8 protein-coding genes are annotated in these 15000 nt (G+C 43.2%); all 8 read left to right on the top strand.

Translation table 11 applies throughout. The features are described 5' to 3' along the window. Positions 1-1371 carry a sulfatase family protein gene (locus N7E81_RS01895; protein WP_263051588.1) on the top strand — a complete coding sequence of 457 codons (1371 nt, stop codon included), beginning with the start codon at positions 1-3 and terminating at the stop codon, positions 1369-1371. Then, positions 1314-2771 carry a hypothetical protein gene (locus N7E81_RS01890; protein ID WP_263051587.1) on the top strand — a complete coding sequence of 486 codons (1458 nt, stop codon included), beginning with the start codon at positions 1314-1316 and terminating at the stop codon, positions 2769-2771. Before N7E81_RS01895 ends, N7E81_RS01890 begins: the two co-directional genes overlap by 58 nt. Before the next feature lie 194 nt (positions 2772-2965). Continuing rightward, the gene (locus N7E81_RS01885) at positions 2966-6142 is read left to right on the top strand and encodes a SusC/RagA family TonB-linked outer membrane protein (RefSeq protein ID WP_263051586.1); all 3177 of its coding nucleotides are present in this window, start codon (positions 2966-2968) and stop codon (positions 6140-6142) included. Positions 6143-6153: 11 nt separating this feature from the next. Beyond that, a complete protein-coding gene (locus N7E81_RS01880) occupies positions 6154-7794 on the top strand; it encodes a RagB/SusD family nutrient uptake outer membrane protein (RefSeq protein ID WP_263051585.1) in 1641 nt (546 codons plus the stop codon). Between the two features lie 17 nt (positions 7795-7811). Beyond that, on the top strand, positions 7812-9629 hold the full coding sequence (locus N7E81_RS01875) for an alpha-L-fucosidase (RefSeq protein WP_263051584.1): 1818 nt from the start codon (positions 7812-7814) through the stop codon (positions 9627-9629). 22 nt (positions 9630-9651) lie between these two features. Then, positions 9652-11280: an Ig-like domain-containing protein gene (locus N7E81_RS01870; protein ID WP_263051583.1), complete on the top strand. Its 1629-nt coding sequence runs from the start codon at positions 9652-9654 to the stop codon at positions 11278-11280. Positions 11281-11308: 28 nt separating this feature from the next. Continuing rightward, on the top strand, positions 11309-13723 hold the full coding sequence (locus N7E81_RS01865; protein WP_263051582.1) for a hypothetical protein: 2415 nt from the start codon (positions 11309-11311) through the stop codon (positions 13721-13723). Further along, positions 13716-14990, top strand: a complete 1275-nt coding sequence (locus N7E81_RS01860) for a putative glycoside hydrolase family 15 protein (RefSeq protein ID WP_263051581.1) — start codon at positions 13716-13718, stop codon at positions 14988-14990. Before N7E81_RS01865 ends, N7E81_RS01860 begins: the two co-directional genes overlap by 8 nt. Positions 14991-15000: the final 10 nt, after the last annotated feature.

Here is a 15000-nt window from a genome sequence, read left to right as displayed (position 1 = left end):
ATGCTGAATAAACTACACCTCTGCTGTATCACGTTGATTTGGCTATTTTGTCTGGCTCAGATCAACGTCACCCAGGGACAAAAGAAGGCCACCGATTCGCCTAATATTATTTTCATTTTCTCAGACGACTGGGGGTATGGAGATATAGGTAATCACGGCAGTACTTTTTGCAAAACACCCAACCTTGACCAAATGATGGACGAGGGACTCGAATTGAACAATTTTACGGTGAACCATCCCGTGTGCTCTCCGAGCAGAGCAGCAGTGGTGACAGGCCAATTTCCTGCAAGGAATAGCATTCACAGGCATTTCGCAGACATCAGTCACAATGTGCAGTCTGGTATGCCAGATTGGTTAGATCCGAATATACCGATGCTGCCTCGCATGATACAAGAAGCTGGATACCGAACGGGTCATTTTGGCAAGTGGCATTTGACCAACAGAGGCATTGCTGGGGCTCCTCTACCTGCGGCTTATGGCTACGATGAATATGCAGGATTTAATGGCCCTGGCGAAGCCATTGCCACGGATCAGACCATTCCAAAAGCGCTTGATTTCATTAGAGAAAATGCAGATAAGCCCTTTTTTGTCAACCTTTGGTTGCATGAGCCTCACACGCCACATTTTCCTAAGCAAGAGTATTTACAGCAATTTGAGCATTTGAATGAGCAGCAGCAGATATATGCAGCCGTGATTGCAGAAGCTGATTATGGAGTGGGTCAAGTATTTGATTTGCTCAAAGAGCTGTCGCTAGATGAAAAAACCTTGGTGATATTCTCTTCGGACAATGGACCAGAAAGTACTGGTGGTGTGAATAGAAAAAAACATGGAGACAAGGGTTTTGGTACTTATTACTCCGTAGGTGAAACGGGCGGACTGAAAGGCAATAAAAGATCCTTGTTTGCTGGTGGGGTCAGAGTCCCATTTATCGCTCGGTGGCCAGGTGTAATAGAGCCAGGCACTAAGGATACCACGAGCGTAATCACCGCTGTGGATCTGCTGCCGACATTTGTGGAATTGACAAATGCTAAAATGCCTAAAAAGTACGAACCTGATGGAGAAAGTATCTTGGGAGTATTGAAAGGCACGCCCACATCTAGGACGAAGACGATCTATTGGGAGTGGTTGGGCAATCATACCCAACCCTATTTATGGCCACATTTAGGAATCAGAAAAGGACCTTGGAAACTGATGATAAACGAAGAAATGAGCAAATCGGAACTCTACAATATAGAAGAGGATTGGGCGGAAGAAAATGATATATCAGGTGAGTTTCCTGAAATTACAAATGAGCTTTTAAAAGAACTAAAAAAATGGAAAAAAGAACTACCCACAGCACCCAATTCAGCATGCTTTTCTATAAGTCGATGAGTATTATTCTTACTGTAGTCCTCTTAGCATTAGGCGCCCAAGTATGGGCACAAGAGCTATCGTTATACGATGATAAGCTGACCGATGTGTTTGAGCTTGGATACCCTGGGGCAAGCAAGGGTGATTTTCAGTTTTCTAAGACTTATACTCCAACAGACTCAGAATGGTTCGTTTCTGATTACTTTTCAGATAGTTTAGTCTTTGATGCTCAACTAAAATTTGACAGTAAGAAGAATGCGAGTTCATCTTATCAGATGAGAATAGGGAAAGGAGGTCAGGTTTATTCTTTCAGAGGTAGTTTTGGAGAGTCTGTCCCGCCTCAGTGGAGAAATGGCGAATCAAAGCTTGCTAAAAATGGGGGAGGGCCTGCCTATGCGCCTTGGGTAGACGACGTTTGGCAAATGGTAGCGACCGACAATCAACTAAACGACGCCAAAAGTGGTAGAAAGTATTTTATCCATCAAGCGGGAGTTTATTTAAAAACACCAGAGCAAACACACCCTTTTTACTCTCCACAGTTGGCTGCTTACTATGATGCCGAAAAAGAACAATACACAACCATCAACTGGGGGTTGCAAGCACATACCGACGACAACGAGCGGACGGGGTATACCTCGCGACTCTTGTATTATACTCGGTACACCAACAAAGGAGATGGTATCATCCAAGTGGATTGTATGTTATACAATTTTGGAAGTGATACACTCAACCACCTGAATGTGCCTTGGGGAGGAGTCAGAGAATCATCCCTTCAGCACTTGTTTATATCCAATCCAAAACAAGGCTTTGAGATGGTTCAAGCGCAATTTGGAGAGGGCAAGTCTATCAAAACTAGAGATACAGGAGGTTGGGTTGCTTTTTCATCCGATGCCGCAGGCGATGCGCCTGCATTGGGTCTCGTATATCCTGTAGATGAGAGTCGTCTGCCAGACATTATGAGGTACGGTACAGCTGGCTCGGTAAAAAACCGTGACTACCACGTGTTTTCGATTATCAAACGAGTGGGAAATAGCCTGACCTCAGGCAAGTCTATGACTTTTCGTTACTTCTTTGTAGTTGGAAATTCAGTTGATGAAATCAAAGAAAAGACTGATAGGTATAACCTATCTGCTTATTCAACTCCTCAGCCAGGCAAGAGAAAGGAATCCGATATAAAAAAATTGAGCTATGTTATAGTCGATGGGCAAGTCAGGGTATCTACAGACTCGAAGGCTGTGATCACTCTTTATAGCCAGCCAGTTCAGGGGGCTATGCCTGTTTTCTATATCCAATCTAAAGAAGGCAAAGGACAGATCACTTCCAATCCCAATTACTACTCAAGTAAGCCATTTGATGGTAAGACTAAAAGTTTAAAACTCTTAGGATTTTCTAACAAAGGGCTAAACCAATCTGTGAATTAAGAAATAAAGGATGCTGTTTTTAATAGTAATGTATTGATAATAAGTTGTTTAAGTATCTTGTAAGAATTGAGCAAACATTTGAAAAGTTAGACTAATAGATTCAGTAAAGTCTGGCCTACTTTAGACTTAGAGTTTGAGTCTTGATAGCATGTTATCGTTATTCAATTCACTATATTTTTTTAAAAAATGATACAATGACAAAAACAATACATGAACGCATGTATGCTCAATGTCTGCTAGTACTGGCCATATTTATTCTGCTAGCATTTACTACAAAAGGACAAAGCATTACAGTATCTGGTACCGTAGGAAGTACGGATGGAGCCTTGCCAGGGGCAAGTATATTAGTGAAGAACACTACCGTAGGGACGGTCTCTAATTTGGACGGAGCCTATTCAATCGAAGTGGCTCAAGATGATATTCTCGTATTTAGGTTTATCGGGTATCGTACCCAAGAGGTAGCTGTCAACGGGCAGTCTACCATAGATGTCACCTTGATGGAAGATGCGAACAACCTCGACGAGGTTGTTGTAATTGGTTATGGTTCTCAGAAAAAAGGAGCACTCACTGGAGCGATCTCGAGTGTAAGCCATGATGCAATAGAAAATGAAACAAAGGCCTCAGTAGAAAACGCGCTTCAGGGACAGGTAGCTGGTATGACAGTGACCTCCAATAGCGGGCAGCCAGGGGCGTCTTCTACCGTCAGAATTAGAGGAATCAATTCCATTGGTGGCAATACCCAACCGTTATATGTGGTCGATGGAGTCCCTTTAGACAATACGAGCATAGATGGATTCGAAGAGGAAGGAGGCGCTAGGCTAAGTGCTATTGCAGATTTGAATCCCGCTGATATCGAATCTGTTCAAATCCTAAAAGACGCATCCTCAACGGCTATCTATGGAGCATTGGGGTCCAATGGTGTCATTTTGATTACTACCAAACAAGGAAAAGTAGGTACGCCCAAGCTGAGCGTCTCATCTACTACTTCTATACACGATCTCCCAAAGGATCGATTCATGAATATGATTGATGCCAATGATTTTTTGCTACTCAGACAGGAGGCAGGTCAGAATCTCGAGGATTCATTAGCTAGTGCGGCAATGGCTGGAGAAATCGAATCTACGGACTGGCAGAAAGAAGTTTACAAAACAGGATATACTTTGAATAATGATATTTCGCTGTCAGGAGGAAGCAAGGAACTCAGGTATTTTACTTCTTTGAATTACTACAAGTCTGATGGTATCGTTCCACAGACGGGCTACGATCGGTTATCCCTTCGTGCCAATATCAATGGCGAAGTAAGTGATAAACTGAGTATAGGTACCAATTTAGCTGTGATTTCTAGTAAGTCTCAAGTCGCTAATACATCGACAGGTTTTGATTCTCGAACGACAGGGCAGGGTGGAGTTGTTTTTCATACCCTTCGTACGCAGCCTACGATGTCGGCAGACGGTGGCAATGTCTTGACCAACGACGATCTTGTAGAATTACAAAACACTCCATTGGATTATATCTATGGTAATATTATGGATTATTCCAGTAAGACGATTATTGGAAATGTGAATGCCTCTTATAGTATCACAAAAAAATTGTCTGTAGAGAGTCGTGTCGGGTTTACCTCTCAATCACGAACGTTCAACTCCTATAGAGATCGAACGATCAACACCCTAGGATACAATGGGGGATGGGCACGAAGCAGAGCCTTGAACTATGAGCTATGGAATATCGATAACTTTCTCAGATACAATACCAATGTGGGGGGACTCAGTATCCAAAACCTATTGGTATTCTCTATGAGAGAGACCACAGTCGATTGGGTGCAGTCGGAGGCTGCCGATTTTCCTACGGATGCTACATTGTATTATGATCTAGGTTCAGGTTTGGATCAGTTGCCTTCTATTTCCGAATGGGATAGAAAAAGATTAATGTCCGGAACAGCTAGAACATCGCTCAACTATAAAGGGAAGTATTTTCTGACGGCTAGTTTTAGAATGGATGGAGCGTCTCAATTTTCGGAAGGTAATAAATGGGGATTTTTCCCTGCAGGTTCTGTAGGTTGGAAAATAGACAAAGAAGACTTTTTCGACGTTTCAGCTATCAACTTGTTGAAACTGCGTGTTGGGTATGGTACTACAGGAAATCCAGCTACGCAATCGGGCCAGTCGCTGCAGAGCTACACCACCGAATCTGTGATCTTGGGTCAAAATGAAGTGCAACAGTCTGTATTCAGAGCGGCCAATTTCACCAACGATGAATTGAGATGGGAAAGAACATCAGAACTAAATGTAGGTTTAGATTTAGGTGTTTTCACCTCCCTAATTACATTGACAGTCGATGCTTATATCAAAAACACCGACGACTTGTTGTTGTCTACCTCAGTACCAGCCATCACTGGATTTACATCGGGCCTGTTGAATGTGGGATCGATTCAAAACAAGGGTGTAGAGGTGCAGTTGAATACGGTAAACATAGAAAGTCAAAATTTCTCTTGGAAATCCTCACTCAATATGTCTGTAGGCAAAACAGTGGTGACTAGTTTGCTGACGGACTCGCTTCGTGCGGGTTACCAAAACCCGTGGGTTACAGGACCTACACAGCGCTTGCTAGTAGATGAAGAGCTGGGGGCATTCTGGGGATATTATTCAGATGGTATTTATCAATACGAAGATTTTGCTGAATTTCAAGGACTCTCCTTAGAAGAATCTGCTGTCAAGTTTAATGCAGATAGAGCTGGTCTAAACGGTACACTGCCTTCTTATACACCATGGAAAGAAAGCGATAAAAATACAGCTAAATATCCTGGTCAGGTAAAATACAAAGACATAGATGGAGATGGGAAATTAACCAATGACGACAGAGGGATTATAGGAAGAGCACAGCCAGATTTTGTTTGGTCTTTGAACAATACCGTGACGTACAAAAAATTTGACTTTAGTTTTTTCTTCTATGGAGAGCATGGTCGAGATATGGCCAATTTGACCTATTGGAGGCTGTCCTTCCTAGAAGGCAATACAGGCACACCACAAAGTTTGTACGATGCTCGCTGGACACCAGAATCGCCGAGCGACACACAACCTTTGCCTTTCGTACAAAACAATTTCAACAATATGCCTTTCAGTGATCGTGTGATCGAAGATGCATCTTATATACGATTGAAAAACATCTCTTTGGGATACAAATTTCGAACGAAAAACGGGGCTACAAGTGGCCGAGTGTACGTGTCGATGAGCGATGTATATACTTGGACTAGTTATAAGGGGTACAATCCTGACGTGTCGCTTACTGGTTCAAACGCCTTGTCTATGGGGCATGATTACGGTGTTTATCCACTGCCACGCACATACACTTTTGGACTTAACCTCAATTTTTAAAGAAATCAATTATGAAAGTATTTTCAAAAATTACACTGCTTTTGTGTTTAGCCATTTCGGTAGGATGTCAGGATTTTCTTGAGGAAAACCCTAAAAATTTACTTACAGTAGACGATATTCCACACACAGTAGAAGGAGCCGAAAAACTAGTATTTGCAGCATATGAAAATTGGACGGAAGGGACCAAACTTTATGCGCGATGGATGCCGCTTTGGGAAATTGGCACCGACAATATGGCTCCTCAAGAATTATATTCTACTGTGGTGGCTCCCTATGTGACTCACACTTTGACTGCTACCGAGCAGTTTATGTATACAGGTGTATGGGGACCCCTGTGGCAAGGAGTAGCCGATGCCAATAATGCGATCGATTTGATTAGTGCTATAACTGAGATATCAGAAGAGGAGAAAGCTCCAATCATTGGAGAAGCCTTGTTTATGCGAGCACTTTATTACTACCATTTGGTTCGTATGTGGGGAGATCAGCCTATTTTTTTAGAGTCTGTCAATAGCCTTACCGCTATCAAAGTAGCCGAAAGACAGTCTGTAGAAGAGGTATATGAACAAGTGATTATTCCTGATTTGATCGAAGCCGCAGATCTTCTTCCTGGTTCTTATACAGGAGATGATATCGGCCGAATGACTAAATGGTCGGCCAAAGTGGTGCTGGCCGAAGTCTACCTGACCAGAGCTGGGTGGAGGAGAACCTCCCAAGGACAGATGGTACAAGGAGATGCCAAATACTATGAGCTAGCACAAGATGCGGCATGGGAAGTCATTCAAAATCCTGATGGATTCGATATTCACACATCCTTTATTGGCACTGAGCCAGCTTATGCTCGCCCATGGCTCGAAGCTTTTTCTTCAGAATCATTAGTTGAGTTTGGAAACCTTGCCGGAATGGGGATTGGTGCAGAAGGAGAAGGTTTGTATTTGGTGAGTGAAGTGTTGATGGCTCGTCAGAACTTGTTTTGGGGAAATTCGCCAGAAGTAAACTCATCGCCACTCAGTGGAGGAAAACGTGGGTTTTATATCCCAACGCCTGACTTTTTCAGAACATTCGAAGCAGGTGATGAAAGAAAAGAGTGGGGACTACTCTCAAAAACTACCATGGCAGATGGTAGTACAGGATATACCAATCCAGTATTTAGAAAATGGGCAGATCCAGCCATCTATAATGGTAATGATGGTGTGATAGACAACGATGGAGAAAACAACATTGTCTTGTACAGAGTGGCCGATGCCTTGCTGATATACGCTGAGGCAGTCAACGAAGTCAATGGTGCGCCTACGGCACAAGCCTATGCACAAATCAATAGGTTAAGAAATAGAGCAGGCCTGGGAGATCTTCCTCTGGGTTTGGATTACGAAGGATTCAAGAAAGTAGTCTGGCAAGAAAGAAGGGTGGAATTACATGCCGAATGCAAAAGAAAGTTTGATTTGATTCGAACCAACCGACTCCTAGAAGAGTCGAATACTCGTGACGTTTATTACAGTTCTTCAGATAACCCAGACTATCTCGGAGCTACTGTAATCAACGACATACTGGTCAACGCTCCTGTAACGACCTACCCAGCGCATGAGCATCTATGGCCAATACCCGTAGACGAAATGACGCTGAATAAATCTTGGGTTCAAAATGATGGATACTAATTAATATGAAACTGATAATGAAAAGATATATCACAATTGTACTCCTATTGGCAGGAGGCTTGGCCACGGCTCAGAATAAAAGTGAGAAGGGCATGGATGAATTATGGGGAGAAAGAAATGTGAAAGAAGCCAACTACCTCAAGAAAGATTACAAATGGTATCAACAGGCCAAGTTTGCTATGTTTATACATTGGGGACTATACTCTGACTTGGCTGGTGAGTGGCAGGGCGAGCATTATTTTGGGATCAATGAGTGGATCATGAAGCGAGCACAAATTCCCACAGTTGAGTATAAAAAAATGTCTGCTCAATTCAACCCTGTCGATTTCGACGCAGATGCAATAGCGCAGCTAGCAGTAGATGCAGGTATGAAATATTTGGTGATCACTGCCAAGCATCACGACGGATTTGCCCTCTTCGATACTAAAGCGAGCGATTTCGACGTGATGGATGCAACGCCATTCAAAAGGGACATCGTGAAAGAACTAGCCGAAGCGGCTCGTGCCAAAGGGTTGAAATTTGGGTTCTATTATTCGCAAACGCAGGATTGGACAGAGAAAAATGGATACGGAAATACTTGGGACTATAATTGGGAAGAGGCTGATTTCGATAAATATTTGAAAAAGAAGGCGCTACCGCAAATCAAGGAGCTGCTAACTAACTATGGTGAAATTGGTTGTATATTTTTCGATACGCCAGGACCAATTAAAGAATCTCAGGTTCTTCAGATCAAGGATATGGTAGAAAAATACCAGCCCAATTGCCTTATCAACAGCCGAATAGGACAAGGGTTGGGTGACTTTGTCTCAATGGGTGACAATCAGATTCCAAATAAGCCTTTGGGTGGTCTCTGGGAGACACCAGATACCCACAACAACACCTGGGCGTATAGCAAATTGGATATCAACTGGAAGACCCCCGAAGAGATCGTCCATAGATTGATCAACGTCATCACCAAAGGAGGAAACTATATGTTCAATATAGGCCCTACTGGTCAGGGTACCGTTCCTGAGATGTCGTCAGAGATTCTGAGAAATGCAGGCGATTGGATCAAAAACCATGAAGAAGCCATTTATCAAACTGTGCCAGTAGACATAGGTGGTCAGAGTGGGCTTGGAGCTACTCGATCCAAGGACAAAACCTATATTTTCATCAAAGAATGGCCAGACGATGGTCGCGTTTGGTTGCCTTCGATCACTGGAGGAGTCAGCAAGGCTTATTTTCTCGATAACGATGAACCTGTAGAATTTAAGCAATTGACCAGAGCCTCTTGTTTGATGGTACCCATAGCCAAACACGAAGCCATTGCTTCTGTGATTGTGCTGGAACACGAAAACGACGGACTCACTTTCCAGAAAGACAAAATGCTATCTTCTGGGGTATCGAATATTTTGTACCCACATGAAGCAGTCGTTTCTGGGGCAGAACAGGGCGAGGAGCGTTGGATGGAGATTTTTGGTGATTGGCACTCCGTAGCCACCCTGACCAACTGGAAAGAAAAAGGAAGTCAGGCACAATGGACGATTCAAGTGCCGAAGCCAGGACTATATACTATAGAAATCAATTATGCCTGCGATCAGTCATCTGACTTGCAAGAAGGACGTTTATCAATCGATGATGTTAATTATCACTTTGTACCAACCTTCAGTGGAAATATAGACCGAGTAGTGGGTCAGGATGAAACCAGAAGAATGACCGTTTTTAAAACCAGAAAAATAGGGGTGATAAAATTTGATGAATCTGGCAAACATACTGTGAGTATTTCTTTGAATGACAAAGATGAAACGGGATGGATCAAGTTATCGAAAGTGATACTGAATCCAGTAGAAATGTGAGCTCAACACTAATACAAATGATATGAAAAACATGATTAAAACTACCCTTGGCCTAGTGTTCTGTATGGTGATCTTCAATGGGTGCTACACAGACGAGTCTGTTCAATCGGACGATCGATCTATTAGCATCAGCCCATGGCAAACACCCGTGACTATGGCTGTAGATGACACCATACAATTCGAAGCATATAGCTTGCCAAATGGCATCAGCGAAGAGGTTGAATGGTCTCTGTCAGAATCCTCAAAGGAGTTTGTAGAGCTAGGGGCTGACGGAAAAGTAATCGCTAAGAAAAACGGGCTAGCCGTTGTTTATGCCAAATCAGTCCATCTGGACTGGATAGACTCCTCCTATGTAGTGGTCACCGATCAAGACATCTATGTAGAGAGCATCTCGGTAAGCCCCCAAGTGATCGATATAGCAAGTGGCAAACAAGGAAAAATAGCCGCAAACACACTACCCGCAGCGGTAGATAGCTTAGGTTTGGTCGCATGGAGTTCGGAAGACCCATCGATAGCTACTGTAGCTGAAGATGGTACGATCACAGGAGTGTCCGTAGGGGAGACTCAGATTGTGGCTACAGTGAAAAACTACAACAATGACGACATCACAGCATCTGCAAGTGTGACTGTACATCCGCTGGTCAAACTCACTTCTCTGATTATATCTCCTTCCACTTTATACCTAAAAGAAGGAAATGAGACTAGTGTTGAGATCAGCTATACACCCGATAATGCGAATGACACGACTTGGGTATGGACTTCGGCCAATGAAAATGTGGTGACCATAGACGAACATGGCGTGGTTAAGGCGGAAGCTATCGGAGTCACTACCATCTCAGTATCTAATGGTTCGTTCACATCCAATTCAATGAATGTTGATGTTTCAGCTCCTATATTGGTGACGGGTGTTAAGATAATGCCCGATCAGACAAATGTGGAATTTAGAGCCGTAGGCGAATCCTTACAGCTCAGTGCCGAACTGATGCCAGTAGATGCGTCTAATCAGAACGTGAACTGGTCGGTAGACGATAATTCAGTAGTTTCCGTCTCAGCATCAGGGTTGATCACAGCCGTAGGCGAGGGAACAGCCATCGTAACGGTGACTTCGGAGAATGGAGGATTTATCGACACAATCGAAGTGGTCGTGAAGTTTACAGAGACCTATTATGAATATGTAGCCGTGAGTAATTTGGCCACCTTGGATGTCGTGTCGGTAGGTACGCATACAGTGGTGAGCAATCCAAATGTGACAGGAATCAATACAAATGCTACTGTGGGGAAATTTGTGAAAGCAGAGGGGACATTTTCGTTCATGAACTTTTTACTGCCAGATCTCATCGACATAGACAATTACGGTGATTTTAAGTTTTGGGCTTTAGTAGAGGATCCAGGCAAAATAGTGACGAACAACCGATTCACAATTATTCTAAGAAATGAGAATGGCTTAGGTGCAGGCCAAGTCAGTCTGTTTGTAGATGTAGATATTGCCAACTATGGGAAATGGGTGGAATATGAAATCGATTTCTCAAATGTAGTACCTCAGACAGATTATAAAAGAGTGTATATGTTTTTCGGACAACCAGACACAGATTTAGATGCCACAGGTATGGTATACTATATCGACAATCTGAGAGGTCCCTTTCTACAGTAGTGATGATTTTGTGATCGAAATAAAAAGAATGAAGAAGGGAAGATATTTGATGGTTTGTGCGTTTGCTTTGCTAGTCTCGGGATTAGCAAAGGCGCAGTTGCCCACCGAGCTGTGGGAAGGAACGAAAGATTATACATTCATGTATTATCCTTCGCCATTGTTTGAATCAAGCGAGTTTCATCTGGAAACAAACAATCATTTTGCCGCGTTTGATTTTAAAAAACTACGCCTCACGCAGTTTCAAACTCGTACTAACTCCGAGTCACACCTGACGGCAGCTAGTTCGTACATAGCCCCTTTTCCAGCTCAAGACCTAATCAAGTTCTATGTCGAGTATAAGGGCAAGCGATACGATGTAATCATGGGGCCATCAGATCTGAGGAATTGTGAACTCATAGAAAGTGGTAAATATTATCAAAGACGATACATCACCGACATAAAACTTCCCATGGAAGCACCATTAATGAAATTGGCACTAGAGGTGAGCTCGTGGCCAGACCGGTTGGCTTTCAAGTTGGAGTCTGTAGGTTTCGATGAAGAAGAAGCAGTGTTGGGTATAGAATTTCTCCCAAATCAGGCTGACCAAACTTATGTGTCGACCCAAAAGTCTTTGCAGGCATTAGATACTAAGTCTAACTTGATTTGGGAAGCGCGAACAGTAGGTGATTTGAAATGGAAAAAGAGTCTACAGGTTCAAGGGTCTAATAAAGAGGCTTCGTTGGTCATTCAGACGGCAAACTTCACTAGCAAGAAGCATTGGTCTATCGAGGCCAAAGATGCAAAGCTTTCCAAAAAACTAGAGGTATTTAGCGACGAACTCACAGGAGCGACTCATGTGGAAATGATTAGTGATGCAGATATAGAAGGTATCGAAACTGTAACATTCAAAATCAAAAACGAAGGGAACGAGTCGCAACTGGCACAATTGGTATTTAGCAAAAAGACACAGGTACGAGGTTTGCCAGGCATTTCTATGATCATTCGAGACAAGGCAGGAAATCCAACTGGACTACCCGTACAAATATCTAAGAATTGGCACCAAAGCGAAAGAAAATTTAGCGGCCCTTGGGTGCGTGGATATACACAATTGCAGATTCCAGCTCATTCAGAATTGGAACTGGAGCTGGTTGTGGTCAAGGCTTTTTGGGGGACATTGCCTGCAGCATCACATGCGCAGCTATCTCTCGTAGGTTGGGAGAAAGGCGGCCGTGGAAATAAGCAACTATGGGAAGAGAGTGCGATCGGAGCTTTTGGTGAAAACATCTGCTACGAACCTGATGGCGGACAGGCCAGTTCGATGATTACAGACGTACGTCCTTTGATGATTGCCTCACAAAATCCAGAAATAGCGAGACCAGTAAAGTGGAGCTGGACGCCAAATGTTGGAGGAGCAGATTTTATGCGTATTTTTTCCAAAGACGGAAAGCGCCAGGCCATGCGTGCAATCAAGACTGTTCACCTTAGAAATTGCCCCAATCTCACAGAGGTCATCTATTCAGGCCAGACCCCTGATGGGGCAGGCGACTACCAGCTTACCAGTCAGATCTTCCGAACAGACGATTACTTGCGAGGTGTATACAAGGTCAAATTTCAAGTAAAAGACACCTTGAAGTTTGACAAATTGGTGGTGATGCAATTGGGTACTGACACCTATAGCTACTCCAAAGAAAAACAATTTGCTATCGGCAATGAAAATGGGTTGGTTGAAGAATGGGAAGCCACATGGGGCAACGGTACTTATGCCAAATCTGGAGTGAAACTGGAGGGTAATATCCCGTGGGTGAGCATGCACCAAGCAGTGAATACCAGCCCTAAAGAATGGGCTGCTTGGGCCAATAAGGGACTGATAGTGAGATCATGGGATGCCAAGGCTAAAGGGGAAAAAGTAGCTCCACATTTTTCGGAGTATGCCTCTACATCTAGGGGTGTACAAGGTTCACTCACCGAACTAGCCTTGTCTCAAGAAGTTGACGTGCTTTACCCAGGAGACTATATCGAAGCCACCTTGGTCATTGTCATATTGCCACAAGAGGCCAATAGCTACTACGGCCCTAACGAAGCTTTTTCTAAGTTTTTACAAGGTGACGGAAATGCAGATACATGGCGTCCAGTCTTTAGAGAAGCTGTGCAAAATCAGGTAAAAGTGACTGTCGATCAAGGGAAAGTCTCACGCCAGTATCCGTTGGTCATAGAGGTAGAAAACGGGTCTACGGCTTCGATCGATTTGAAATCTGGCTTAGCCTACGTACCCATTACCTTTTCTGGATTGAAGGATTACCGCACAGCCGACATTGTTGTGAATGGCAAAAAAATAGAAGACATCGTGTCTGAGCAAGAAAAGTATGGAAAGGATTATTATCAGGTAGATTATCGTCCCGAAAGCAAAACATGGGAGATCACTTATTCAGTACCAGTTGATAAATTAACTAACAGCCATGAATAAAAAGAAAATCATACCAAAGCTTGTCAATCGAATAGAAGCGATGAAAATGCTTCAGATAGCGATGTTATTGATGTTTCTATTTCAAGCTTGTGCTTCTAGTGAAATAGATGACATGGAGTCTGGAGGCGAGGATCAAGAAGAAGAGACCAATGAACATGAGGACAATACTTCCGAAGAGGTAGTCATAGATCTTCCCATTGACTACAGTTGGGATGATGGTATTCCAGTGTTTTTTCATTTTTGGAAAGGACAAATGCTGACTGAGGAGGAAGTGGACTTTGTAGCAGACCACACAGATTTGGTGGTATTGGAGAAGGCACACGGGCGAGATGATTATGATGTATTTGAGGCTATTCAGAGAGAAACAATAGCACTTAAGGCGGCCAATCCAGAGGTCAAGGTTATCTATTATTGGAATACGGTATTGCAATATGATTTTTACGAACTCATGGAAGAATATGATAATCATCCTGAGTGGTGGCTGTACGATGTCAATGGTGAGATAGATTATAAAGCAGGCACCACGATCAAACGATACGATTTGTCAAACCCAGCAGTACGCGATTGGTGGATTAGCGTAGCCAAAGATGCCACCATTAACGGTTTTTGTGATGGTATTTTTATGGATGCCTATGGTCAGGTGTCTCTGTCCAGCAATATTGCCTTATGGGGACAAGAAAAGTACGATGCTATCAATGCTGGGCTAGAGCTACTCATTGCCGAAACCCGAGCTGAGTTAGGGCCTGACCAATTATTGATTTACAATGGATTGAGATCGCATAACAGTACAGATTACACACAGGGCATGGAATTTTTGCCTGCTCATGATGCTGCTATGATGGAGCACTTTGCCTATTTCAACAGTACGAGCAAGGAAGCTATTTTGCGAGACATAGAGGCTATACAAGCCGCAGGGAAATTAGGAAAAATGGTATTGGTCAAAGCTTGGCCAGGGTTCTCGTGGCTAGACGAAACAGAGATGGCTGAATCTGAGGAATGGAAGATCCAAACCGCTAAAGACAGAATAGAATTCAATCTAGCACTATTTTTATTAGGAGCCCATGAAGGAGCCTATTTTGGTTATACATGGGGATACCAATGGGAAAATGGATGGGGTGTAGATTATGAAATACTTAACAAGTCTCCAGGCAAGCCACTTGGGGATTTTAAAACAAATAACTGGACTTTGAGCCGGTCATTTGAAAATGCAGAAGTTACGGCAGATTTAAATGCAATGACTGCATCAATAAAATGGTTAAACGATTAATTAATAAAGC

Source organism: Reichenbachiella carrageenanivorans (assembly GCF_025639805.1).
Taxonomy (GTDB): Bacteria; Bacteroidota; Bacteroidia; order Cytophagales; family Cyclobacteriaceae; genus Reichenbachiella; species Reichenbachiella carrageenanivorans.
The sequence above is the reverse complement of the archived record's forward strand: the minus strand, read 5'-3'. Positions and strand labels throughout refer to the sequence as shown.